Below are 24,522 nucleotides of genomic sequence, written 5' to 3' on the forward strand. Positions count from 1 at the left end.
GGAGTGTTGGGTTTTGCAGCTTCCGCTTTTCTCTTGAGAAAATTTCGCGTGTCTCAAGGGTTACGGCACATCTCCATCCGCGGTCGGCTTGGCGGGGGAACGGGTTACAATGGTGGAATGGGGGGAGGTGAGGAATGACCGATCCCTCCCACGACCACGCAGGCCTCAGCGATACCTTCGCCTCGCGCCGGTACTTCAAGAAGTTCGAGACCATCATCCGGCATCTGACCAGGGTGGCGGCGGCAATGCAGGCGGAGGGGCGGCTGAGTAAATCCGATGTGAAGGTGCTGACGGCCTACCTGATGCGGCTGAACTTCACCTTCCGCGCGCTGAGCATGAAATACCTGATGGCGGGGCGCGATACCGGCCGCTTCTTCGGAAGCCTGGCGATGGACAAGCGCGACAGCGGCTTTCCGGTGGCGGCAGAGCTGATGACCATGGCCAATGACGCCCAGCAGGCGGAGCGGCACTTGGCCAATATGGCCAGCGAGGAACAGCTGAAGGACGATATGGTGCGCACCATCATCTCCGACCGCACGGCGCCCTCGAAACTGCAATTCGCCCTGTCGCAGCGGCTTTATTATCAGGAGCTGCTGAAAGGGGAGCTGTTCTGGACCCAGAACGATCCGGTTTGCGAATGGCTGGAAAACATCGGCGAGCGGCGGCGGCGCTTCCTGCTGCATTGGGCGGCCTATGACAGCCAGGTGAACCTGCCGGTGATCTACCTGATGGAGCTGGAGGACAGCGGCAAGGTGGCGCTGCCCAAGGACGAGCGGCGCTGGCCGGAAGTGCAGGCGCATCTGATGGCCCAGGCCTTGGCGGGGCTGAAGCTGGTGACGATTGCCAAGGGATTTGACGAGGATTTCGACGACCTCCACCCCAAGCATCTGCGCCGTTATCACGTTGGGCCGATGTATTCCTCTGCCTATACCGAGCAGTCCGGGCCGCTGCACCGGGTGCTGGAGGAGGCGGAGGCGCCTGCGGGCCAGGACTGGGCGCTTGCCTGGACGCTGGAGGAGCTGGAGAGCGAGGAGGTGCGCGAGGAGCGCGCGGGCTGGTTCGGCACCGTGGAGCGGGAAGTGTTTGCGCTCGACCCCTTTGGCGGGCGCGGCGCGGACACCGGGGCGACGCGGACCCAGCGCGCGATCATCCTGCCGCAGCGCCCGTTCCAGGTGCTGGCAGAGCTGGATCCGCCGGGGTTTGCGGATGTGCAGAAGTTCGTGGTGAGCGAGGCGGGGCAGGTGCTGCGGTATTGACGCTTGCGTTTGTTGCCGGGGCGGGAGCCTCCGGCGGGGATATTTTTAGCAAGAGGAAAAGCGGGGTGAATTTGGCCCGCGGGTTACGGATTGAGAGGGTGAGATGAGCATTTCAGGCAATCAGATGGAGCTGCGGGAAGAGGACATCCGCAAGCATTACGCGGCTGCGGCGGCGATGCTGGAGGGGTTTGACCACACCCCGCGCATTGCCAAGCCGCAGGCAGAGGGCAAGGCGCCGGAGCGCTCGCCCGGGATTGCCCGCACCCGCCGCTTCCGTTCCACCACGCCGGGGCTGGTGACCCGCTCCACCGCGCGGCCTGAAGGCGTGCATCTGATTGCCCGGATCGAAGCGGCGGATGATGACGATCCGCTGACCTCGCCCTTGCAGGCGACCTTGCAGCATGCCTTGCGCCGGGCGCTGGCGGTCTCGCTGGCGATGGGTGAGGCTTATGCGGATGTGTCCGGCCTGGGCGATTTGAAGCGGGCCAATCTGGCCGGGTCTCTGGACGCCGCCCGCAAGGGCGAGTTTACCGAGCTGCTGGCCGCCGAGGCGCTGATTGCGGCGCATGTGTTTGCCAATGCCGCGGCCTATCTGCTGGCGCCGCACGGGAGCGAGGCGCAGGCCGAGGTGGGCGAGGCGGAGGAGCTGCTGACGGATAACGCGCCGCTGGCGCTGCATGGGGCGCTGTGGGAGCTGGACCAGAAGCTGGCGCTGCATGCCCCCGATGATGCGCATCTGATTGCGGCCACGGCGGCCTATGCCGAGCAGCTGATGGAAAAGGCGGCCTTGCGCGCGCAGAACGCGCCGCGGCTGGAGGCCTTCACCGCAGCCGCCTGGCGGGTGGAGGCGGATGATCTGACCATCAGCGGCTTTGAGCCCGCGGCCAAGGCGAAGTCCACCACACTCACCATGGCGTTCAAGAAGCCGCATGAGGTGGTGGGCAACCATATCGCCAAATATCAGGCGCTGCGGCTGTCCAAGATGCTGATGGCCTATGATTTCGACCGCCGCCTGAACCCCTTTGCCGAAATGGGCGGCTTCATCTTCACCTTTATGGGCGACGGTAAGCCGGGGACCGGCAAGACGACCCTGATCCAGATGATGGCGGGCCTCATCCACGACTATTGCCAGAACGCAGGCTATGCCTTCCGCTACCAGAATTTCGGCATCGACAATATCGACAGCTATCAGGGCAAATCCGGGCAGAACGCCAAATCGTTCATCCAGAACGTGATCGACCCGGGCGTCATTGGTTTCGGCACCATCGACGACATCGACCAGATCGCGGGCAAGCGCGGCGACCGCCAGTCCAGCGCCGGCCAGCAGGAGGTGACCGCGGTGTTCATGGAGGCCTTTGCCGGCGCAAACACCGTGGTGCGCGGCAACTGCACCTTTGGCATGTTCTCCAACTACCCGGAGAATGTGGACGATGCGCTGCGCCAGCGGGCGGGCGCGCGGTTCCTGGTGGACGGGCCGCAGACGCGGGAGGATTACATCGATATCCTGACGCTCTTGATGGGCAAGAACCATGCGATCCCGCTGGGGGAGCATGACCTTTACGGCGCGCAGGAGATCAAGAAGGCCGTCGCGCGGTCATTCGAGGCCCACAACCGGCCGCAGGAGCCGGGGCTGGCGGAGGTATTTGGCCGGGTGCATGACCAGATCGGGGAGCTGGATGATCTGGCCAAGCTAGGCACTTATCTGAAGGCGATCCAAGCCGCGGATGAGCGGTTCACCGGGCGGGCCATCAAGAACATCACCGATGCGGTCAAGGTCCGGGCGATGGATTTCGAGCTGCCGGATGAATGGATGGAGAACCCGGAGCTGTTCCTGTTCAAGGAGTACGAGACCAAATCCGCGATGATTGCGGAACTGCGGGTGCCCATCACGGTCGACATGGTGGTGCAGGAGATCAACCGCTACGCCGACTCTGAGTTCCGCTATGCCGACAAGTCGGATGAGGTGGCGATTGAGAACATGGTGCGCGATTTCGGCCGCCAGGAGGAGGCCAAGCGGCGGTATCTGGAGGGGCGGGGGTGAGCAGTACGAAGAATGTACGCCGGGTGCGCAAATTGGAAATACCCAAGAGTACTATTCAGGACCTTCCCGAGGAAACGATTGCTGTCTTAGCGGCTTTGAGCTTCGCTATTAGCGAGGTTAACGCTTTGTGGCGGATATACGATAGTTGTAAATTCAGGACGACTGGGAACGAGGATGTTGATTCAGCCATTTCTATTCAGCAAAATTTGGTTCTTCGCATCTGGTCGGCAAAGATCTTTGAACTGGCGGTTAAATTAGACTGTGAAATCAATGATGCAGCTCTGAAGGACTTTCTGGCGAGTGCAAAAGAGAAACTGCTTGAAGGCGAGGAAAAGTCACTGAAGTCCATCATTGGGAACTTTAGACATGAAGCTACCAACCACCTCGATGTTGGCCACATCAAGAAAAAGCGCTTGGGGCATGTCTCTACGGCAGCAACTACAAGTTTTTACTTCGACGAACGAGAAGCAAATTCGTTCTTTCCTTTTGGTGAAGAAGTAGTTTTCGCTGCATGTTTCAACCGAACGGTAGGCAGCAGGAAGACTGAGGAGCGCTTGCCAGCCTTTGCGGACTGGTTTTCATGGATAATTAGAGCATCAAAGGCACTGATGCCCTTGTTCGATGAGTTTTTGCAGGAGTTTGTATTCAAAGGCCGTGAGCAACCGAGTTGGCAGTGGATTGAACTTGAACTCGAACCAGAAATGGTTGCGGGAGCGGGGGATCAGAAGGTTCCTCTAATAATTGTGGAGGGGGCGATCTGAAACTGTTTGGTGCAAATCGTAGGCCGTTCGGTTCCGCGGCGAAGCCGCGACGCGCCCGACCCGCCCCCCAGGGCGGGCGCGTTCCGCACCCACCCTCGTGCCGGGCGCATCGCTTTCGTGATACGGATAGGAGGATTGCATGAAACGCCTCATCCAGCATGGCCTGATGTTCGGCAATCTCTTCCATGTGGCCTCGCCCGCGCTGGTGGAGCGGTACAATCGCGCGCTGAAGCATCTGACCGGAAAGACCACGAGCCTCACGGATTTCCACGTCGATATCTCGGGCTTTTCGCCGGAGATCGGCGATGAGCTGGGGGATGATCACTATCTGAACCATGCGGGCGTGAACCGGCAGTTCATTCTCCTCAGCACCGAGCAGAAGCGCTGCCCGCTGCTTCACGTGAAATTTTCCACCAGCCGGGACATTCTGCGGCGGTTCATCGAGGTGAATGAACGCCAGCTGTTTGCGCTGACCGCGACGGATGCGGTGGCGGGGGAGCTGGTGAATTCGGTGTTTGAGGTCTCAACCCCCTCCAAGCTGTTCGACATCCAGCAGGTGCGGATCGAGGCGGATACCACTAAGGGCACCCTGCGCCATGCGGACCATCTGGCGGCGCTGGTGGAGCGGTTCAAGACAGGCGAGGATGCCTGGTTTGATGATGCGCTGATCGGGGAGATGATCTCGACCGCCGAGAAGACCGGCGATGTGACCCGCAATCCGGTGCATCTGGAGCATGAGGCTTTTGAGCAGTCGAACTTCTGGACCGCGCATTTCGGCGGCCTGTATGTGTTTCAGGGGCTGGAGCATCCGGCGGTGATTGCCAGCGGGGAGAAGCCTGAGGGTGTGCCGCTCGACCGGGTGTTCGATCTGGGGCAGCGCAATGCAATTGCCAAGTTCCTGGAGCTGAACGGCCTGGCAGAGCCGGTGATCCGGGCGCGCGGCGTTGATGGCGCGGCGATCCTGCGGCAGAAGATGGGGTTCCTGGCGGTCTCAGTCCTGACGGAGAAGGGGCGGGATCTGTCGGGGCTGTCACGTGCGGACCTGCGGCGGCTGGCGGCGCGCCATGCGGAGGAACTGCCGGAGGAGTTCGAGGGGCTGGCAGCCTTGGTGCGCTGGGCCGAGGGGGGCGGCAAATGGCCGAAGATCCGCTCGGACCATCCGGCTTATTTCTATTCGCTCAGGGCGGCGGATACGGCCGACCGGGATTTGGTCAACATGCTGCTGGCGGAGCTGTGCCCGCATGATTTCCGCCAGATGTTCATTTGCCACAAGGAGCTGTTTTACAGCCAGTACCGCGGCTGGCCGGAAACCAAGAAGGCCTATTCGGCGGAGTTCCTGGCGCGGGAATATGCGGTGGACAAGGCCGGCGCGCGGGAGGCGCTGTTCGGGCATGAGCCGGATATGGAGGGGCGGCTGCCGCGGGTGCGGCGCAAGGGGATGGTTGAGCGGGTCGGCCCCTGGGGGGCTGTGAACCGGGTGCGGGGGCGATAGGGTGGTCCTATTGGAGCAACTTAATTCTTCCCGGACCGCTTGCGATCCGGTTCGCGCCCGACCCGCCCCCATGGGCGGGCGCGAACCTATGTTACGTGCACAAGCTCAGGAGGCGTGCTGAGATGTTCGGATTTATCCGCCTGATCCTGATCCTTCTGGTGGTGCTGACCGTGGTCTATGCCGCGGTGTCGCTCTACTCGCGCGAGATGCGGCGGCTGAAGCTGAAGCGGCGCTGGAAAGAGAAGGGGTTGACCGGCGACCGCGCGGCCTTCATCCAGCGAGGGCTGAAGCAGTACGACAACTCGTTCCGGCGCAAGCTGATCCTGTTGGTCTATATCATCCCGCTGGGGGCGCTGGCGCTCCTGATCTACGTCATTAACTTCATGTGAGGTCCACCCCATGCGTTTCATCAAATGGGCTTTCCTGATTACCTTCTGGGTGCTGTTCGGCGCCTACCTGCATTATACGCTGCCGCAGTATGACGTGGTGCGGATCGTCAATACCTATGAGGAGCGGCAGGAGCTGAACGACTGGACCAGGGTGTTTTGGTCCAAGCCGGACGACCAGTCGGCGCAGCTGATCAACCGGGATGTGCAGTTCATCCAGGCGGTGCGCGCCAACGGCCGCAACATGGTCTACCGTAACGAGGACACCGGCTGGAACTGGCCGCCCTATTTCAAGTTCGACACCGCGAACCTTTATACGGACGCCAATGACAGCATCTCGACCAAGGCGAACCCGGAGTGGGTGGCGGTGATGCATTACGGCTGGCGCAACGAGTTCCTGTCGATCTTCCCCAATGCGGTGACGATCAAGCCGGTGGCGGGGCCGGAGGACAAGCCGACCAATTGGTTCTCGATCATCTTCCTGGTGCTGCTGGCGGCGCTCCTGTGGGCGATTTATGTGCGCTGGCGCCGGTTCCGGCAGGCGCGGATCGACCCGATGATCGAAAGCGCCGAAGACAGCCTGTATGCGGCCGGCGATGCGATTGCCGAGCGCAAGGGGCGGTTCCGGCGCTGGCTGGGTACCTGGAAATCAAAGTGAGAGGGGGTCGCTGGATGGGCGGTTCCGGAAGACACAAGCGGATGCGCGGGCCTGAATGGCCCGCGTTTTTTATTCGATCCGGTCGAGCACCCAGTCCAGTGCCGGGGTGAAGTCGTCATCCGAAAGCGCCCCGCGTGGTGCCGCAGCGGCGGCAAAGGCAAAGCCGTGTGTGTAATCCACCAGCAGGCAGAGTAGGGTGCGGGCCTCTGCGCCGGTCACGCCTGCGGCTGCAATTTCCGCCTCGATGTGCTGCGTCAGCCTTGTCAGGGAGGCGCCGATCAGGGATGGGTTTTCCAGGATGCATTTCGCCAGCTCCGGGTGCCGGGTGACCTGGGCGCAATAGCGGGTCATCAGGCCGCGCAGCCGCAGCTTGGGGGTTGCCTCCTCTGATGGTGCGTCAGCACCTTCGAACGCAATGGCGACGAGAGATGCAATCATCTCGTCCCTGGTGCCGGCGTGGTGGGCAACGGCCATCGGAGTGACGCCAAGCGCCTCTGCCAGTGCCTTGAAGGTGAGGGCCTTGCTGCCGCCCTCATCGAGCAGCTGCTGGGCCTTTTTCAATACATCATCCTTGCTGAGAGCCCGGCTGCCCCGGGGAGGGCGCCCCATGCGCGGGGGCATGGATCAGGCCACCTGGAAGGTGGTCTGGACCATGCCGGTGGGCAGGGTGCGGGAGCTTGCCACCTGGAGGTCGATGTCCCGCTCCAGATTGCCAAACAGCGGGATGCCGCTGCCAATCAGGATCGGAACCGTTGTGATGGTCAGATCTGCGATCAGCCCTTGCCGCAGGAAGGACTGCACCATCCGGCCGCCGTCGATATAGGCGCGTTTCCAGCCCTCTTCCTGCAGTTCCTGCATAAGGTCTGCGGGTGTAGCGGTGCTGAGGCGCACCTTGTCCTTCAGCTCCTCGGGAATGTCCTGTTCGCTCAGGCTGCTGCTGAGGACCACAACCGGTTTGGCGTAGGGCCATGCATCAAACCCCAGCAGGGTGCGGAATGATCCTGTTCCCATGACCAGCCCATCGACGCTGTCCATGAAGGCCGCAAAACCGCCATCGTCATCTTCGGCAACAGGCTGTTTGTAAAGCCAATCCAGCGAGTGGTCCTGGCGGGCCACAAAGCCGTCGAGGCTGGTGGCGATGAAAACGTGGCCGGTGGTCATCTGGTTCTCCTGAGTTGCAATTAATTATACGGCATATAGTTAATCGTGGTTCCAGTTCCAAGTGACCGGCGCATTTTCGGGTGTCCGCGAATCGATTCGCGGCAGCAGGCAACGGGTAAACGCATGAAAGATAAGCGCTTGCCGCAAACAGGCTGGCGAGTGCCGGTTTGAGATTCTGGACATCCCTGTGCGGTTTGGAGCGGCAAACATGCATGTCTTTTTCCGGTTTCGGCGGGTCGGATTTGTTTTCGCCGACCGGCCCGTGATCGGGCATTTTCCATCTCAGCAAGGTGCCGCCTTTCGGGGCGGAGAATTGGGAAGCTGGTGAAACTCCGGCACTGCCCCCGCAACGGTGACCCCGGGTCAGGCCTGGCAAAGACCACTGAGGCGCATGCTTCGGGAAGGTGCCAGGCTCCGCCGCCACGCGGCCCCGGGACAGTCCGGAAACCAGCCTTGCCATGAAAACACGTCAACCGCGGGCGGCGGTCGGGCGGTTGCGGGCGCGTGGCCTGCAATCTCTCTTCCCATGCCTGCACCCAGCCAAGACGCCGCGGGGATGCGGCAAAGGAGAGAAGCAGATGCTTCAGGACAGCGAGATTCTGGCCAAGCTGATGGGCCGGCAGAAAAACTATTCCCTGGAACAGGCGTTCTATACCGATCCGGGGGTTCTGGATCTGGACATGCGCCAGATTTTCTACCGCGAGTGGCTGTTTGCCATTCCGGCCTGCGAGATCCCGAAGGCGGGCAATTACGTGACCCATCAGGTGGGGTCCTACAATGTCATCATCGTGCGCGGCACCGATGGCGAAGTGCGTGCCTTCCACAACGCCTGCCGCCACCGCGGTTCGGTTGTGTGCAAAGCCAAGAAAGGCAATGCGCCGAAACTGGTCTGCCCCTATCACCAGTGGACCTATGAGCTGGATGGCTCGCTGCTGTGGGCGCGCGACATGGGGCCGGATTTCGATGCCTCCAAACACGGGCTGAAGCCGGTGCATTGCCGCGATCTGGCTGGGCTGATCTATATCTGCCTGGCGGATGAGGCGCCGGATTTTGACGCTTTTGCCGCTGTGGCGCGTCCGTATCTGGAACCGCATGACCTGGGTAACGCCAAGGTCGCCTATGAAAGCTCGATCATCGAGAACGGCAACTGGAAGCTGGTCTGGGAGAACAACCGCGAGTGCTATCACTGCGGCGGCAACCACCCCTCGCTGTGCCGGACCTTCCCGGAAGACCCGTCGGTGACCGGCATCGAAGGCGGCGAGACACCGGCGCACCTGCAAAAGCATTTCGACCGGATCGAGGCGGCGGGGGTTCCGTCGGCCTTTACCATCGACGCGCGCGGCCAGCACCGGCTGGCGCGGATGCCGCTGAACGAGGGCGCCGAGAGCTATACCCTGGACGGCAAGGCGGCTGTGGCCAGGAAGCTGGGCCGGGTGCCGTTCGCGGACGCGGGCACCTTGCTGAAGTTCCACTACCCGACCACCTGGAACCACTTCCTGCCGGATCATTCCATCGTGTTCCGTGTGACCCCGATCAGCCCGACTGAGACCGAAGTCACCACCAAATGGCTGGTGCATAAGGACGCGGTCGAGGGGCAGGATTACGACCTGAAGCGCCTCACTGAGGTCTGGATTGCCACCAACGACGAAGACCGCATCGTGGTCGAGGACAATCAGCGCGGCATCAATTCGCCCGCGTATGAGCCCGGTCCGTACTCGGAAGTGCAGGAAAGCGGCGTCATCCAGTTCTCCAACTGGTATGCCGATCATCTGATGCGCGCCCTGACTGGCCGCCACCTGATCGCGGCGGAGTAAGCGCATGGGACTGCAGGCCAATTTCGAGACGCTGGACGAAACCCTGGCGTGGAAGGACGACGAGATGCTGGAATGCGTCTCTGTTGTGCCGGAAGCGCCGAACACCGCCACCTTCAGCTTCCGCGCGCCGTCTGGCGCGTGGTTCAAGTACCAGCCGGGCCAGTTCCTGACGCTGGAGCTGCCGGTGCCGGGGGAGACTGTCTGGCGGACCTACACGATCAGCTCCTCGCCGTCGCGGCCGCTGTCGATTTCGGTGACGGTCAAGGCGCAGGCCGACAGCATCGGCACCCGCTGGATGCTGGACCACCTGAAGCCGGGCATGTTCCTGCGGGCCTCTGGCCCGGCAGGCGTGTTCACCCTGCCCAAGCGGCCGAACGGCAAGTTCCTGTTCATCTCCGCTGGTTCCGGCATCACGCCCAGCCTGTCGATGACGCAGTATCTGTTCGACCGCGGCCAGTCGCCTGACGTCTGCTTCATCAACTGCGCCAAGCGCCCGAGCGAGATCATCGCGCGCCAGCAGCTGGAAAGCATGGCGTCGCGGGTGCCGGGGCTGAAGCTGAACTTCGTGGTTGAGGAAGATGACCCCTATCAGGTCTGGACCGGCTACCGCGGGCAGCTCAACCAGATCATGCTAGGCCTGATTGCCGGCGACTATCTGGAGCGTGAGGTCTACTGCTGCGGCCCGGAGCCGTTCATGCAGGCGGTACGCGACATGCTGATCGGTCTCGGGTTTGACATGGAGAACTACAACCAGGAAAGCTTTGGCGCGCCGGTCGAGACTGAGGCGGATGCGCCGGAGCTGGACGATGTGGTTCCGGAAGAAAGCGCAACTGCCGAGATCAGCTTTGCGGCGTCGGGCGTGATGGCGACCTGCACCGAGACCGACACGGTGCTGGCGGTGGCCAAGGCCTCGGGCCTCAACATCCCGTCGGGTTGCACCTTTGGCATCTGCGGCACCTGCAAGGTCAAGAAGACCGCGGGCGAGGTGCATATGGTCCACAATGGCGGCATCTCGGAGGAAGATGTGGAGGCGGGGTATATCCTGGCCTGCTGCTCCAACCCGATTGGCCGGGTTGAAGTGGACATCTAAAGAAACAGGGCGCGCGCCGGATCCGGCGCGCGCCCATTCATTTGCAGATTGATCAGGCTTCCAGTGCCAGCTTGTGCACGTGGATCTCGTTGATCGGGTGGCTTTCGGCGCCGATGATGCCCGGGCGGGCGTGGCGGTAGAGCGAGCGCCAATAGGGCTGGATCACGGTGCCGTCGTCGCGCATGAACTGCTCGATCTTCTCCATATGGCCGCGGCGCGTGTCTGCATCGGCAATGGCCGAGGCGGCCTCCAGCATGCTGTCGAACTCGGCGCTGGCGAGGCCGGTTTCATTCCAGGCAACTCCAGTCTTGTAGGCCAGTGTCAGCACCTGCACACCCAGCGGGCGGTGGCCCTAGTCGGTGGAGCTGAACGGGTATTTGTCCCAGTCGTTCCAGAAGGTGTTGCCGGGCAGCACGGTGCGTTTCACATTGAGGCCCGCATCGCGCATCTGTGCCGCCAGCGCGTCGGTGGTGTTGCGGCGCCAGTCGTCGTCGATTGAGATCAGCTCATGCTCGAAATCAAGCATGCCGGCCTCTTCCATCAGTTTGCGGGCGGCTTCGGCGTCGCGCACCGGCGCGCCGATGTCGGCGTATTCCGGGTGGATCGGGCAGACGTGATGGTTCTCGGCCAGGGTGCCGCGGCCGTCATAGCCCAGCTCCAGCAGCACAGCGTTGTCGCAGGCCAGCGCCAGGGCACGGCGGACGCGGGCATCAGCGTAAGGGGTTGCCCCGTCCACGATGGCGTCGCGGTTGGTGCGCAGCACCAGGGTATTGGCGGAGACGGATTTGCTGACGTTCCAGCCGATGGAGGTGAAGATGTCGACATATTCGCCCACGGTCTCGTAGGTCATGTCGATTTCCTCGGCCTCGGCTGCCGACAGGTGGGTGGAGGCATCGGTGCCGAAGTCGATGAACTCGATCCGGTCGAGATAGGCGCCTTCGCCCCACCATTCGTGATCGGTGTTCTTCTCCAGCGCGACCTTCACGCCGACCTCGTATTCCACCAGCTTGTAGGGGCCGGTGCCGACCGGATCGGCGCCCGGATCGCCGGACCAGCCGTCCGGCACGATGGCTGCGGGGTATTCGGTGACTGCCGGGATGATGGTGATGTCGGGGCGGGTGAGCTTTAGTTTCAGGGTCAGGTCATCGACCACTTCCAGCGCGCCCTCGGCCGGGCCGTCGCCGGCCTCGTTCTGCAGCGAGCCCATGCGGGCCGCCATTGAGTTGCCTTCCCATTTGCCGTCGCACCAGCGGGCAAAGTTATAGGCGACGTCCTTGGCGGTCAGGGTGCCGCGGCCGTCGTTCCAGTTCACACCGGGGCGGATGTGCAGCAGGTATTCGGTGGCGTCCTCGTTGACCTCCCAGCTTTCCAGCAGGCGTGGTTCAAAGGTGCCGTCGGCGTTGTATTGCACCAGGTACTCCAGGTAGCCGCGCACCAGGTTGCCAAGCTGCGGCCAGTTAAACAGCGGCGGGTCGAGCAATGCGCGCACCACCTGCTGAATGCGAATGGTGCCGCCGGCTTGCGGGTTGGCCGCGGCCTGCACCGGCTGGCTGAGGCCGATCATGCCGTAGGCTGCAGAGGCAGTCACGCCAAGCGCGGTTGCGCGGCTCAGGAATTCGCGCCGGTCCAATTTGCCTTGCGCGGCTTCCTCCGCATGCATGCGGATGGCCGGGTGGAGGGTTTCCCTGTTGTAGTATTGGGTCATTTTGCTTCCTTTGTTGCTGTGCTCAGCGCCGGAAAGGGTGCGGGCAGCAGTATGGAGGATGGAACGGCAGCCCTGCCCGCTGGCCGCCGCTCCCGGGGAGATGCCTTATTCAGCGGGCTCCTGTGTCACGGTGGTGGCGACGCCTGCCTGTTCGCGGCGGCCGTCGTTGTAGATCGCTTTCACCAGGGCAGCGCATTGCAGCACCATCACCAGCGAGAACGGCAGGGCGCCGATGACCATCGCGGTCTGGATCGCCTTGAGACCGCCGACCAGCAAGAGCGCCGTCACCACCGAGCCCAGGGCGACACCCCAGAAGATGATATGCGGGCGGGCCTTGGGGCCTTCGTCACCGGCGGCATTGATAGTGTTGACGATCAGCACGGCGCTGTCTGCGGTGGTCACCAGATAGGTCATCAAGAGGACCACGATCATCACCGACATCGCCCAGCCCAGCCAGGGCGAGAGCATGTATTGTACCATGGCAAAGATCTTGTCGCCATCGGGTGCAGTGGCGATTTGGCCGCTTGCGCCTCCGTTCAGCTCCAGGTCGATGGCAGTGCCGCCGGCCCAGGTGAACCAGACAAAGCACATCAGCGACGGCACGATCATCGCGCCCAGCACGAATTCGCGGATGGTGCGGCCCTTGGAGATGCGGGCGAGGAACAGGCCGACGAAGGGCGCAAAGGCGATCCACCAGGCCCAGTAGAACACCGACCAGCCGCCCTGCCAGCCTTCGAGCTTGGAGGCGACGCTGTCGGGGTTGCCATCACCGGTCCAGACGCGGAACATCATGTCGGGCATGGCGATCAGGTAGTCCCAGAGGCCGACAATCAGCGCCTGCATGCCAAAGAAGGTGGAGCCGAACAGCAGGAAGAAGCCCAAAAGCGCGATGCTGAGCACCATGTTGATGTTGGAGAGCCACTTGATGCCCTTGCCAACGCCCGAAAGCGCCGAGGCGGTGGAAGCGAGCATGATCACCAGGATGGCGACAATAACGCCGGAGGTGTTGGCGGTGCCTGCCTCGTTGGTCAGGCCGGTGATGCCGATCCGGGTGAGGCCGGAGACAAATTGCTCAACCCCGAAACCCAGTGTCTGGGCGACGCCCAGGATGGTGGCAACCACGGCGACGATATCCACCACATGGCCGATGGAGCCAGACAGGCGGGCGCCGAACAGCGGTGTCAGCGAGGAGCGCATGGTCAGCGGCAGCCCGCGGCGGTAGCTGAAGAACCCCAGCGCCAGCCCGGCAATCGCATAGCAGGCCCAGGCGCCCAGGCCCCAGTGCAGGAAGGACCATTTGTAGGCCATGCGGATGTTGTCCGCGGTGCCGCCGTTGGTCAGGCCCTGGATCACTTCGGGATTGTTGTTCCAGTGATAGATCGGCTCAGCCACCGCCCAGGTCAGCATGCCGACCCCGATGCCCGCGCCGAACATCATCGAGAACCAGGAGAAGTTGGAGAATTCCGGCGCGTCGCCGTCCTGGCCCAGTTTCAGACGGCCTGCGGTGGGCCACATCGCCAGCGCGATGCAGCACAGCACAAACAGCGCCACGGTCCAGATGTACCAGGCGCCGAAGGAGGCGAGGATGAAGCCGTTGATCGAGTTGAGGATGGCACCGGACTGCTCGGGGAAGGCAATGGCCCAGATCACCAGCCCGCCGATCATCAGCTTGGAGGAAATGGTGACGATCTGGCTGAAGCCCCGGTAAAATCCGCTGTCGGATGTGCCGATCGGCAGATCCGTTAAAGGTGGTTTGATTGACATAGAGTATCCCTGTTTTCCCTGCTCTGCCGGGTTGAACCGCCGGGGCTGCGGTCTTAGCAGAACTTACGCAGGGCATTTTTTGTTATAAAATTTTTGCCTTTTGCAGTAGGCAATAATTTATGAATGACATTAGCTCTGTTAATAGGAAGCTCAGCTACCACCTGGTTGCGCTGCACACGTTTGACCTTGTGGCCCGGCATGGCAACTTCACCGGCGCGGCTGAGGCGCTGGGGCTGACGCAGTCGGCGGTTTCCCAGAAAATCAAAGGGCTTGAGACAGAATTGGGCGTTGCCCTGTTCCGGCGCGAGCACCGCGGGGTGTCGCTGACCAACGAGGGGGTGCGGCTGCTTAATGTGGTGCGCCCGGCGATGACGCAAATGGGCAATTCCCTGGCGTCGCTGCTGGAGCGCAAGTCCCGGCCCAGGGTGCGGATATCGGCAGATTTCGCCTTTGCCAGCTTTTGGCTTTTGCCGCGGCTGTCGCATCTGCGGGCGGAGCTGGGAGATGAGATCGAGATCCAGATCCTCGCAAGCCAGGTGCCGCCGGACGACTATGGCGAAGACTGCGACATCAAAATTCATGTCGGTCCGCGCAGCAGCATGGGCGACGGAGACGTCATGCTGCTGCAGGAACGGGTCGGGGCCGTCTGCAGCCCGGCCTTTCTGCAGAAACATGGCCCGGTAACTTCCGCCGCAAGCCTGCTGGATTTCCAGCTGCTCAGCCTGTCAAAACCTGCCTCGGCAGAATGGCAGACATGGCAGGGCTGGTTCGACCGGCTGGGCATCGCCGGGGAGCGTTCGAAGAATTACATTAGCTTCAACAACTATGATATGGTTGTGCAGTCGGCGGTATCCGGGGACGGCATTTCTTTGGGCTGGCTTGGGCTGATCGACCGGCTGCTGCAGAATGGATCTCTGGTTCAGGCAGTGCCGGATGTGGTGGTCAGCGATGCGGGCTATGTGATGTCTCGCGACTATTCCAGTCGGCTGCAAGGACCGAGTTTGGTGTTCGAGTGGATTGCAGAACATCTAGCAAGTTCAGCCTTGCTGTAGATCAGCGGGCGGCGGCTTGCCGCTGCGCCAATCAGGACAAAGGGATTGACGCCGGGGCCGGGACTTGATCCAAGGCCGCCAAGCTGCACCATTCCTTTGTTATACAGGACGACCGAACCATGACATCCAGCAACCGGATTGCCCTTTCCAGCGACCACGCCGCCATCGAACTGCGCAAAGCCGTTGCCGCCCATATCGCGGCGCAGGGCTGGGAGGTGGCCGACATCGGGCCGCAAACACCGGAAAGCACCCATTACCCGGACCACGGCGCTGCCGCGGCGCAGCTTGTTGCGTCTGGCGATTGCCGTCTGGGTATCGTTCTCTGCGGCACCGGCCAGGGCATCATGATGGCGGCGAACAAGGTCAAGGGCATCCGCTGCGGTGTGTGCTCCGATACGTTTTCGGCCGGCATGATCCGGGCCCACAATGACGCCAACATGCTGTCCATCGGCGCCCGTGTGGTGGGCGAGGGCCTGGCGCTGGATATCGTGGATGCCTTCCTGAATGCAGAATTCGAAGGCGGCCGCCACGCAACGCGGGTGGACATGATCAAGGCGCTGGAAGACTAAATTCACAGGCTTGCAGCGGCGGGGGCCTATGCCCCCGCGATGCCCCCCCCCCCGCGGGGTCAGTCGGCAAACAGATAGTCCGTGTTGGCAATCTGCCGGGCCTTGTCTTCTGCGAGGCTTAGAAAACTGCTCAGTTGGCCCGCGTTGTCTTCCGGGCTGCTGCTTTCGCGCATGTGGTAGAGCTGGCTGAAACCGGCATCCCGGATGCGGTCGCTTTCATGCACTATGTCATTGCGGATTGTCGGCAGCAGCCGTTCCAGCGTCAGCTGCGGCGTGCGCTCGCCCGCCAGGCCGACACGATGCGCATGGCCGATCAGGTAATCATCGCTGAAATCGCATTCGATATGCAGGAACCGGGTCGATGAGCGGTCGGAGTGGAAATCGTTCATCAGGTCGATGGCCGCCGGGTCCAGGCAGATGATCAGCTGGTCGGATTCATAATATTCAAACAGCATCCGCATCAGGGCCCGCCGGTGGCGGGTGCGCTTCATCAGCGCGGCCTGAATGCCGCCCAGGTCGGGCAGCGGCGTGTCTTCTTCGTTGAACAGGTATTCGATCGCCGGGATGTTGGTGACCTGGCGGATCTGCTCCAACAGCCGTTTGGCCACATGCCATTTCTTGCAGATCACGATCAGAAGCTCGCGCTCGCGCCCCAGGGTGCTTTCGGTTTCCCAGAACCGCGGCGCGAAGCGGCGCCCGATACGGCCGCGCTGGACAAGGAACTTGTACAGGCTGCGCCCCTCGTTGGAGATCTGGAAATCCACCCCCTGCGCCGCATAGAGACGCCCGAGCCGCGACTTCAGCTCCTTGGCCTCGGGGCTGATCTTGCGCGCAAACAGGAAATCCTGGCTGAGCAGCAGGTCATAGTGGTCGTTGTAGAAATTCACCGGCATCCCGTAGTCGGTGAACATCAGAAAGGTCAGGGTACGCGTTTCGATCTCCGCTTCGGGGATCAGGTGGCGCACCAGGGTTTGAAAGAAGGTCTCATCCGGGATCCAGGTGGTGCGGAAAAAGCGCATCACATCGCGGCGCTTGCGGATGAAATCGAGGATCCATTCGACAGTGCGGCGGCGCAGGCACCACCACTGGCTGCCGATCTGCACCTGGATATCGGCGGGGATCTCCCGCTGCAGGCCCAGCCGCTTTTGCAGCCCGTGGCTCCAGTAGAACAGCTGCTTGTGCTTGCGCTCGTTGAAGAAATGCCGGTAGATCAGCCGGTCTTCCTTCATGCCGGTCTTGATCCAGTCGCTTTCGAAGAAATCGAAGCTCTCGATGAAGTCCTTGTCGTTTTCGTCCAGGAACCTATGCGCGTATTCTGCCGTTTTCACCGCCATGCAATCGCCCGACAGCATGTAGAAATGGGTGGCGCGCGGAAACTCCTCAACGGCGCTGCGCAGCGCGTGCAGCGTGGCTTCGACCAGCGACCACTCGCCCCAGCCGCATTTGATCCGCTTCTTGGCAAATGCGACATTGGGATTGTCCGCCAGTTCTGAACGGATCAGCTGGTAGTCTTCGGGTGCGGCCCGCCCGTCAAAGTGAATCGACATGTAATCCCCGGCCGCGGTCAGCCGCTCAGCCTGCTGGATGATCGCCTCGGGGTCTTTATGGCAGAGCAGAATATATGCGATTTTTGCCATGGCGGGGACGGACTGCTTGGTTTTGCCTGATTGTTTCTCTTGATAAGCGGCCTGAGGGCGCGAATAAACCAGATAGTTCCGGTTTCGGTAAACATATGCGATTACTGCGCATAAAGGCGCATCAAAAAGAAGAGGGCAGCGGATGGGGTTTCCCGGCACCTGGATGACGGAAAGTGAAAGTGTGGTCTACCGGGTGGTGCCGAAATGCGCCTGCTCGACGATCGGGCAGATCCTGTATTACTCGGATCACGGGCAGTTCTTCGACGGCGACATTCATGACGCCAAGAACGGTCTGCACAAATGGGCGCTGGAGCACAGCCAGGGGCCGATCACCCGCAATGTGCAGGGGCAGCGGTCCTATGCCTTCACCTGCGTGCGCAATCCCTATACCCGCATCCTGTCGTCGTTCTTTGACAAGATCTGCGGCATTCAGCGCAACGGCAAGCGCTACCGCGGCAACCTGGTGCCCAAGCTTGCCTATGAATACGGTATCGAGGTCGGCGGCGAGGACGGCAAGCAGGAATTCGACCAGATCGCCAGCTTCCGCCGGTTCCTGCTGTTTGCGCGCGACACCATCCGCTGGCGCCGCCCGATGGATCCGGACATCCATTGGTCTGCGATGTCGGGGCATGTGTCGACCTTCATCCTGAACGGCGGGCGCTACAACCAGATCTTCTGGACCGAGGCCTTCAACGACGGGATGCAGGGGGTGCTGGACGCAATCGAAACCCCGCATGCGGTGGACCTGGCATCAATTCCGCGCTTCAACGAAAGCGAGGGCCACGGCCCCAAACGTGCCCATCCGGTCGAGGAATACTTCGACGATCTGTCGATGCATCTGGTCTACGAGATCTACAAGCGCGATTTCGAGCTGTTCAAATACGATTTCGAGAACCCGGGAAACAAGATGCCGGTGGGCGAGATCGACCTGGACGAGGTGCACGCCAAGCTGGGGGAGTAACCGTGGCGCGGGCGTTTGAGGGCTATTATCCGGTTTCCAACCATACCAAATGGATGGAGCTCAGGGACTTGGTCCTGACGCTGGACCTCGGTGACAGGCCTGATTTCCGGTCTCGTTGTATTGTCAACGGATACGTAAGCGGCTGGGATCGCGAATGGCACTATCATTTTCCCAACGGTAGTTTTTCGGATTTGGAATGGGTGGAAATGCGTGGCAGCTGCCTGGCTGATGCCGAATTTCAAAAACGGCTTGCGCAGATTGGATTGGCTGGGAAAGCCGAAGGTAATGCAGTGCGCATTTTTGGCTTTGTGACATGCGGCGAGGCAGTAGAGAAACTATCCTTCGCCTAGATTTCTTGAGTGCCGAAGCGAGGGGCTCCCGCGCCTTGCCGCCGCATCATAGATGCAGCAGCATAAGACTTGGGCCGGGCGCCGCTGGCGCGGCGCGGTTGCGTTCAAATCGCGGCGGTCCCGCTTCTTTCTGGTTCTAAATACCCCCCGCCGGAGGCGCGCCGTGCGCCTGCACGGCGCCACGCCCAACGCCGCTCGGTGCACTGGCGTGAGCCAGAGGGCCGCAGCGGGGGCGGGAGAGATTGGCGGATGCAGAAAATTTTCTGAGAAGCGGTTCAGGGACAGGACTGCCCTGAACGCGCTTTCCCCATGGTAAAGCACCTGAAACCGCCTCAAGGGCAAGCGGCTGCGCCGCCGCGCGTTCGCGCGGCTCTTGACCCTGCTTCAGGCGCGGGAGCCAAAAGAAAACCCGCCGCGTAGAGGCGGCGGGTTCTGTATGCACCAAGTCTGAGCGGTATCAGTCCTCGTCGGGCAGTGCGCGCACGGCGCCCTTGGCGGCAGAGGTTGCCAGCAGCGCATAGGCCTTCAGCGCCTTGGAAACCTTGCGCTTGCGCGGCTCGGCGGGTTTCCAGCCTTTGGCATCCTGCTCCTCGCGGCGCGCGGCCAGCTCCTCGTCGGAGACCGCCAGATGGATCGAGCGGTTGGGGATGTCGATCTCGATCTTGTCGCCCTGGCGCACCAGGCCGATGGTGCCGCCCTCGGCTGCCTCGGGGGAGACATGGCCGATCGACAGGCCGGAGGTGCCGCCGGAAAAACGCCCGTCAGTCAGCAGCGCGCAGGCTTTGCCCAGGCCCTTCGACTTCAGGTAGGAGGTCGGGTAGAGCATTTCCTGCATCCCCGGACCGCCGCGCGGGCCCTCATAGCGGATCACCACGACGTCGCCCTCCTTGACCTTGCCGGTCAGGATGTCGTTCACCGCTTGGTCCTGGCTTTCACAGACATAAGCCGAGCCGGTGAACTTGAGGATGTGTTCATCCACACCTGCGGTTTTCACGATGCAGCCGTCCAGCGCGATGTTGCCGAACAGCACGGCGAGGCCGCCGTCCTGGCTGAAGGCGTGCTCCTTGGCGCGGATCACGCCGTTTTCACGGTCGGTGTCCAGCTCCTTGTAGCGGTTTGCCTGGGAAAAGGCTTGCGTGGTGCGCACGCCGCCGGGGGCAGCCTTGAACAGCTCCTCGGCCTCCGGGTTGTTGGCAACCTTGATGTCCCATTTGGCAATCGCCTCGCCCATGGATGAGGAGTGCACCGTGTGGCAGTCGGTGTGCAGCAGTCCTGCGCGGCTGAGTTCGCCCAGGATCGAGAAGATGCCGCCGGCGCGGTGCACGTCCTCCATGTGGACGTTGTGGATGTTCGGCGCGACCTTGCAAAGGCAAGGAACCTTGCGGCTGAGCTGGTCCATGTGGGACATGTTGAAGTCCACCTTGCCCTCGTTGGCGATGGCCAGCAGGTGCAGCACAGTGTTGGTGGAGCCGCCCATGGCGATATCGAGGCTCATCGCGTTTTCAAAGGCCTCGAAAGTTGCGATCTCGCGCGGCAGCAGGCCCTTTTCCTCGTCCTGATAGTGGCGTTTGGTGATCTCGACGATCTTGCGCCCGGCCTCCAGGAACAGACCCTTGCGGTCAGCGTGCGTCGCCAGCGTCGAGCCGTTGCCCGGCAGCGCCAGGCCCAGGGCCTCGGCCAGGCAGTTCATTGAGTTGGCGGTGAACATGCCGGAGCAGGAGCCGCAGGTGGGGCAGGCGTTTTCCTCGATGTGCTTCACCTGGTCGTCGGTGAACTTGTCATCCGCCGCGGCGACCATCGCGTCTACCAGGTCGATCTTCTTCATGTCGAGGTCGGCGATGTCGATCTTGCCTGCCTCCATCGGGCCGCCGGAGACGAAGATCGCCGGGATGTTGAGGCGCATGGCGGCCATCAGCATCCCCGGAGTGATCTTGTCGCAGTTGGAGATGCAGACCATGGCGTCGGCGCAATGGGCGTTGACCATGTATTCGACGCTGTCGGCGATCACCTCGCGGGAGGGCAGCGAGTAGAGCATGCCGTCATGGCCCATGGCGATGCCGTCATCCACCGCGATGGTGTTGAACTCCTTGGCGACGCCGCCGGCCGCCTCGACCTCGCGGGCGACCATCTGGCCCAGGTCCTTGAGATGCACGTGGCCGGGCACGAACTGGGTGAAGGAGTTGACGATGGCGATGATCGGCTTGCCGAAATCATCGTCCTTCATGCCGGTGGCGCGCCACAATCCGCGCGCGCCCGCCATGTTGCGGCCATGGGTGGAGGTTCTGGATCGGTACTTTGGCATCAGGCTGGTTCCCTTAGTCTTTGCCCTCAGGGACACGATTTGCGCAATAAAGGCAACCTGCCGGGGGGCTGTTCGGTAATTTTGGCGCAGTATAGGCCGGTTTTTGCGGGGTGAAATGTCTCTGGCAGGGTCTCTCAGGCACGGGCCGGAGCGGGTTCCGGGCTTTTCAGCCAGTGATTTACCGCAATCCCCAGCACCAGTGCCCAGAATGGCGCGCCGATTCCATAGAAACTGATGCCGGAGACCGTGGTCATGAAGGTGATCAAGGCTGCTTCCCGCCCCTGAGGTTTTGCCAGCGCTGCTGATAGGCTGTTGCCGATGGTCGCCAGCAGCGCCAGGCCCGCGACGGTGGCAACCAGCGCCTTGGGAGCGATCAGGAACAGGCTGATCACGGTGGCGCCGCCAAGCCCCACCAGGATGTAGACCAGCCCGGTCATCACGCCTGCCAGATAGCGGGTCTCCGGGTTCTCGTCCGCCTCTGGCCCGGCGCAGATGGCGGCGGTGATCGCGGCGAGGTTGAAGGCGAATCCGCCGAAGGGGGCGAGGATCAGCGAGGCCAGGCCGGTGACGGTCAGGCTGGCGGAGACCGGCGGCTCATAGCCGCAAGCCCGCAGCGCCACCACGCCGGGCATGTTTTGCGAGGACATGGTGACGATGTAGAGAGGCAGGCCAATGCCGATCAGCACCGGCAGCGAGAAGGCAGGCATCACGAACTCAGGCCGGGCGAGCGTCAGGTCGAGTGCCTCAAAGCTGCCGAAGGCTCCGGTGCCTGCGCACCAGGCTACGCCCGCGGCCAGCACCGCGGGAATGGTATAGCGGGGAAACAGCTTGCGGCCTGCAAGAAAGGTCAGGCCCATCACGGCCACCAGTGCAGTGTCCGTCTGCAACGAGGTGAAGGCGGAAAGCCCGAACTGGAACAGGATGCCCGCGAGCATCGCGCTGGCCAGACTGTCCGGGATCAGGCGGGAGAGGGCAGCGAACCAGCCGGTGATGCCGGTGAGGGTCAAGAGCACCGCGCACAAGAGGAAGGCGCCCACTGCCTCGGCCAGCGGCACGCCGTTGAGGCTGACCGCCAGCAGCGCCGCGCCCGGCGTCGACCAGGCGGTGAGGACCGGCATCCGGTAGATCAGCGACAGGATCAGGCTGGTGAGCCCCATGCCGAGGCCCAGCACCAGCATCCAGCTGTTGGCCTGGGACTGGGTCGCGCCCACCGACTCGATCGCCTGAAAGATGATGGCGACCGAACCGGTGTAGCCGACCAGCACGGCAACCGCGCCGGAGACAAGATGCGAGAGCTTCAGATCCTTGAGCATGCGGGTTTTCCTCTGGCGCCGGATCGGCTAGGGGTTTCGTGCGTTATAGCGCACAATACATCCCGTGCGTTATAACGCACAAGGCTTTTTTGACGGGCGGATAGAATGAGCGATGACGGCATCACCCTGAACCTGCGGGAAATCCGCGCGGCAGCGGGGCTTAGCCTGTCCAAGGCGGCCGAGGCGACCGGGGTCAGCAAGGCGATGCTGGGGCAGATCGAGCGCGGCGAATCGAGCCCGACCATTGCCACGCTGTGGAAGATCGCCAAGGGGTTCCACCTGCCGCTGACCGCGCTGCTGGGCGAGGCGGCGCGGCCGGTGAGCGAAGCGACCGGTGTTTACGAGACAGTGCAGTTCCCGGGCAGCATCGGGGTCAAGATCGTGTTTCCGTTTGATCCGCTGTTGGGGGCGGAGACCTTTCAGGTGACGCTGCAGCCCGGCCAAAGCCATCAGTCGCAGCCGCATGACACCGGGGTGACCGAGGAAGTCTATGTGCTGCACGGATCCATGGAGGTGCTGCGGAATGGTGAGTGGGTGGCGCTGGAGCCCGGCCAAGGGCTGCGGTTCGCCGCCGACCAGCCGCATGGCTACCGCAGCCAAGAGACCGGCGCGGCGTTTCTCAACATGCATCACTACCGGCAGGCTGTACTGACGCAGCGGGACTGAAGTGCTTCACTTGTGCATTTTCCTTTGCCCCCCTACCAATGGCGCAAGTCATTGAGTTTTAGGGATTTGAGGAGCACCGGAATGGACACGCTGCGCGGAAGCCTCCTGATGGTGCTGGCCATGGCCACCTTTGCGCTGGAGGACATGTTCATCAAATCCGCCGCCGTCAGCCTGCCGGTGGGGCAGATCCTGATCCTGTTCGGCCTCGGCGGTATGGTTATCTTTGCAGGCCTGGCGCGTGCGCAAGGTCACCCCCCCTGGCACCCGGGCTTTGGCACGCGCCCGATGCTGCTGCGCTCCGTGGCGGAAGTGGTCGGGCGCTTGTGCTTCACGCTGGCGATTGCGCTGACGCCTTTGTCCTCGGCCTCCGCCATCCTGCAGGCGACGCCGCTGGTAGTGGCTGCCGGTGCAGTGGTGTTCTTTGGCGAGACCGTCGGCTGGCGGCGCTGGCTGGCCATCGGGCTGGGCTTTGCCGGGGTGCTCTTGATCCTGCGGCCTGGCTTGAGCGGTTTTGAACCGGCCTCGCTGTTTGCGGTGGCTGGCACTTTGGGGTTTGCCGGCCGTGATCTGGCTACCCGTGCTGCGCCCAAAGACATGAGCAACAATCAGCTGGGGTTCCTGGGTTTTGCCATGCTGGTGGCGGCCGGGGCGATTGCGCTGGGCTGGACCGGCGGTGCGGTCTGGCCCGCGCCTCGCAACTGGCTGGACATCGGTGCGGCGACGGTAATCGGGGTGATTGCCTATAACGCTTTGTCGGGGGCGATGCGGGCGGGGGAAATCTCCGTCGTTGCGCCGTTCCGTTACACGCGTCTGGTCTTTGCCATGGTTCTGGGGGTGCTGGTGTTCGGTGAACGCCCCGACGCGCTGACCCTGATTGGCAGCGCGGTGATCGTCGGCAGTGGTGTTTTCACGCTGCTGCGCAGCCGCAAGGCGTAAGCGCCATCTTGCGCCCGCCGGCGTGCGGCCTTACATCTGCCGCCCATGGCCAAGAAGAAGCAGACATCAGACCCGAATTACAAGGTGATCGCCGAGAACCGGCGGGCGCGATTCGATTACGCGATCGAAAGTGATATCGAATGCGGCATCGTGCTGGAAGGGTCCGAGGTCAAGGCGTTGCGCGGCAATGGCACCAATATCGCCGATAGCTACGCCGCGGTAGAGAACGGTGAACTGTGGCTGGTGAACTCCTACATCCCGCCCTATGAGCAGGCCAAGGTGTTCAAGCATGAAGAACGCCGCCGCCGCAAGCTGATGGTATCCAAGAAGGAACTGGCGGATCTGTGGAACCTCACCCAGCGCAAGGGCATGACCCTGGTGCCGCTGGTGATCTACTTCAACCACCGCGGCCGGGCCAAGATCAAGCTGGGCATCGCCAAGGGCAAGAAGCTGCACGACAAGCGCGAAACCCAGGCCAAGCGCGACTGGGGCCGCCAGAAGCAGCGGCTGCTGAAAGACGCGCGTTAAGCGCTGGGAGGGCGCTGCCCTCTTGGCCTGACGGCCAATTCACCCGGAGTATTTGCAGCCAGAAAGAAGCGGGCTTGACC

The 24,522-nt window shown here is 62.4% G+C and carries 21 protein-coding genes, 1 pseudogene and 1 riboswitch; of the genes and pseudogenes, 15 read left to right on the plus strand and 7 right to left on the minus strand.

The annotated features are described in order from the left end of the window. Positions 1 to 134 precede the first annotated feature (134 nt). From ACXAEK_RS07900 to ACXAEK_RS07925, 6 genes are all read left to right on the plus strand, one after another. Complete coding sequence (locus ACXAEK_RS07900; protein WP_475041002.1) at positions 135 to 1,256, plus strand: hypothetical protein; 1,122 nt, start codon at positions 135 to 137, stop codon at positions 1,254 to 1,256. A 103-nt stretch (positions 1,257 to 1,359) separates the two neighbouring features. Then, positions 1,360 to 3,297, plus strand: a complete 1,938-nt coding sequence (locus tag ACXAEK_RS07905; RefSeq protein ID WP_475041004.1) for an AAA family ATPase — start codon at positions 1,360 to 1,362, stop codon at positions 3,295 to 3,297. Then, a complete protein-coding gene (locus tag ACXAEK_RS07910; protein WP_475041005.1) occupies positions 3,294 to 4,058 on the plus strand; it encodes a hypothetical protein in 765 nt (254 codons plus the stop codon). The genes ACXAEK_RS07905 and ACXAEK_RS07910 overlap by 4 nt, the downstream gene beginning before the upstream one ends. 139 nt (positions 4,059 to 4,197) lie before the next feature. Beyond that, positions 4,198 to 5,550 (plus strand): DUF6638 family protein, encoded by a 1,353-nt coding sequence (locus ACXAEK_RS07915; protein WP_475041006.1) that lies wholly within the window; start codon positions 4,198 to 4,200, stop codon positions 5,548 to 5,550. 122 nt (positions 5,551 to 5,672) lie between these two features. After that, on the plus strand, positions 5,673 to 5,939 hold the full coding sequence (locus ACXAEK_RS07920) for a hypothetical protein (RefSeq protein WP_019297329.1): 267 nt from the start codon (positions 5,673 to 5,675) through the stop codon (positions 5,937 to 5,939). A 10-nt stretch (positions 5,940 to 5,949) separates the two neighbouring features. Beyond that, positions 5,950 to 6,594 carry a DUF1523 family protein gene (locus ACXAEK_RS07925; protein WP_475041008.1) on the plus strand — a complete coding sequence of 215 codons (645 nt, stop codon included), beginning with the start codon at positions 5,950 to 5,952 and terminating at the stop codon, positions 6,592 to 6,594. 69 nt (positions 6,595 to 6,663) lie between these two features. Here ACXAEK_RS07925 and ACXAEK_RS07930 read toward each other — a convergent pair whose 3' ends face one another. Both ACXAEK_RS07930 and ACXAEK_RS07935 read right to left on the minus strand, forming a co-directional pair. After that, the gene (locus ACXAEK_RS07930) at positions 6,664 to 7,155 is read right to left on the minus strand and encodes a TetR/AcrR family transcriptional regulator (protein ID WP_475041010.1); all 492 of its coding nucleotides are present in this window, start codon (positions 7,153 to 7,155) and stop codon (positions 6,664 to 6,666) included. 63 nt (positions 7,156 to 7,218) lie between these two features. After that, entirely contained in the window at positions 7,219 to 7,755 is a 537-nt protein-coding gene (locus ACXAEK_RS07935) for a dihydrofolate reductase family protein (RefSeq protein WP_475041012.1), read from the minus strand. 271 nt (positions 7,756 to 8,026) lie between these two features. After that, positions 8,027 to 8,225, plus strand: a riboswitch (cobalamin riboswitch). 108 nt (positions 8,226 to 8,333) lie between these two features. On the opposite strand from ACXAEK_RS07935, the gene ACXAEK_RS07940 reads away from it, so the two are divergent. Both ACXAEK_RS07940 and ACXAEK_RS07945 read left to right on the plus strand, forming a co-directional pair. After that, on the plus strand, positions 8,334 to 9,569 hold the full coding sequence (locus tag ACXAEK_RS07940) for an aromatic ring-hydroxylating oxygenase subunit alpha (protein ID WP_475041013.1): 1,236 nt from the start codon (positions 8,334 to 8,336) through the stop codon (positions 9,567 to 9,569). Between the two features lie 4 nt (positions 9,570 to 9,573). Next, on the plus strand, positions 9,574 to 10,659 hold the full coding sequence (locus ACXAEK_RS07945) for an FAD-binding oxidoreductase (RefSeq protein ID WP_475041014.1): 1,086 nt from the start codon (positions 9,574 to 9,576) through the stop codon (positions 10,657 to 10,659). A 52-nt stretch (positions 10,660 to 10,711) separates the two neighbouring features. On the opposite strand, the pseudogene ACXAEK_RS07950 reads toward ACXAEK_RS07945, so the two are convergent. Together ACXAEK_RS07950 and ACXAEK_RS07955 are read right to left on the minus strand one after the other, a co-directional pair. Beyond that, positions 10,712 to 12,364: pseudogene (locus ACXAEK_RS07950) on the minus strand (ABC transporter substrate-binding protein). 105 nt (positions 12,365 to 12,469) lie between these two features. Then, positions 12,470 to 14,128: a BCCT family transporter gene (locus ACXAEK_RS07955; protein WP_475041017.1), complete on the minus strand. Its 1,659-nt coding sequence runs from the start codon at positions 14,126 to 14,128 to the stop codon at positions 12,470 to 12,472. A gap of 119 nt (positions 14,129 to 14,247) precedes the next feature. Here ACXAEK_RS07955 and ACXAEK_RS07960 point away from each other — a divergent pair, with 119 nt between their 5' ends. Further along, positions 14,248 to 15,180 carry a LysR family transcriptional regulator gene (locus ACXAEK_RS07960; protein WP_475041019.1) on the plus strand — a complete coding sequence of 311 codons (933 nt, stop codon included), beginning with the start codon at positions 14,248 to 14,250 and terminating at the stop codon, positions 15,178 to 15,180. Positions 15,181 to 15,299: 119 nt separating this feature from the next. Then, positions 15,300 to 15,749 (plus strand): ribose 5-phosphate isomerase B, encoded by a 450-nt coding sequence (gene rpiB, locus ACXAEK_RS07965; protein WP_475041020.1) that lies wholly within the window; start codon positions 15,300 to 15,302, stop codon positions 15,747 to 15,749. A 59-nt stretch (positions 15,750 to 15,808) separates the two neighbouring features. Here rpiB and ACXAEK_RS07970 read toward each other — a convergent pair whose 3' ends face one another. Continuing rightward, a complete protein-coding gene (locus ACXAEK_RS07970; protein WP_475041021.1) occupies positions 15,809 to 17,386 on the minus strand; it encodes a DUF5928 domain-containing protein in 1,578 nt (525 codons plus the stop codon). A 142-nt stretch (positions 17,387 to 17,528) separates the two neighbouring features. Between ACXAEK_RS07970 and ACXAEK_RS07975 the strand changes: the two genes are divergently transcribed. Together ACXAEK_RS07975 and ACXAEK_RS07980 are read left to right on the plus strand one after the other, a co-directional pair. Beyond that, positions 17,529 to 18,347, plus strand: a complete 819-nt coding sequence (locus tag ACXAEK_RS07975; protein ID WP_475041022.1) for a sulfotransferase family protein — start codon at positions 17,529 to 17,531, stop codon at positions 18,345 to 18,347. Positions 18,348 to 18,349: 2 nt separating this feature from the next. Continuing rightward, positions 18,350 to 18,697 carry a DUF6678 family protein gene (locus ACXAEK_RS07980; RefSeq protein ID WP_475041024.1) on the plus strand — a complete coding sequence of 116 codons (348 nt, stop codon included), beginning with the start codon at positions 18,350 to 18,352 and terminating at the stop codon, positions 18,695 to 18,697. A 457-nt stretch (positions 18,698 to 19,154) separates the two neighbouring features. Here the strand turns inward: ACXAEK_RS07980 and ilvD are convergent, their stop codons facing one another. Both ilvD and ACXAEK_RS07990 read right to left on the minus strand, forming a co-directional pair. Next, positions 19,155 to 20,999, minus strand: a complete 1,845-nt coding sequence (ilvD, locus tag ACXAEK_RS07985) for a dihydroxy-acid dehydratase (protein ID WP_475041026.1) — start codon at positions 20,997 to 20,999, stop codon at positions 19,155 to 19,157. 134 nt (positions 21,000 to 21,133) lie between these two features. Beyond that, complete coding sequence (locus ACXAEK_RS07990; RefSeq protein ID WP_475041028.1) at positions 21,134 to 22,312, minus strand: benzoate/H(+) symporter BenE family transporter; 1,179 nt, start codon at positions 22,310 to 22,312, stop codon at positions 21,134 to 21,136. A 105-nt stretch (positions 22,313 to 22,417) separates the two neighbouring features. Here ACXAEK_RS07990 and ACXAEK_RS07995 point away from each other — a divergent pair, with 105 nt between their 5' ends. The 3 genes from ACXAEK_RS07995 (at position 22,418) to smpB (ending at position 24,442) form a co-directional block, all read left to right on the plus strand. Beyond that, positions 22,418 to 22,978, plus strand: a complete 561-nt coding sequence (locus tag ACXAEK_RS07995; RefSeq protein WP_475041029.1) for a helix-turn-helix domain-containing protein — start codon at positions 22,418 to 22,420, stop codon at positions 22,976 to 22,978. Between the two features lie 81 nt (positions 22,979 to 23,059). After that, on the plus strand, positions 23,060 to 23,914 hold the full coding sequence (locus ACXAEK_RS08000; RefSeq protein WP_475041030.1) for a DMT family transporter: 855 nt from the start codon (positions 23,060 to 23,062) through the stop codon (positions 23,912 to 23,914). A gap of 45 nt (positions 23,915 to 23,959) precedes the next feature. Continuing rightward, a complete protein-coding gene (smpB, locus tag ACXAEK_RS08005; protein ID WP_475041031.1) occupies positions 23,960 to 24,442 on the plus strand; it encodes an SsrA-binding protein SmpB in 483 nt (160 codons plus the stop codon). Positions 24,443 to 24,522 lie beyond the last annotated feature (80 nt).

The organism is Leisingera sp. ABM4_101, from assembly GCF_056158725.1.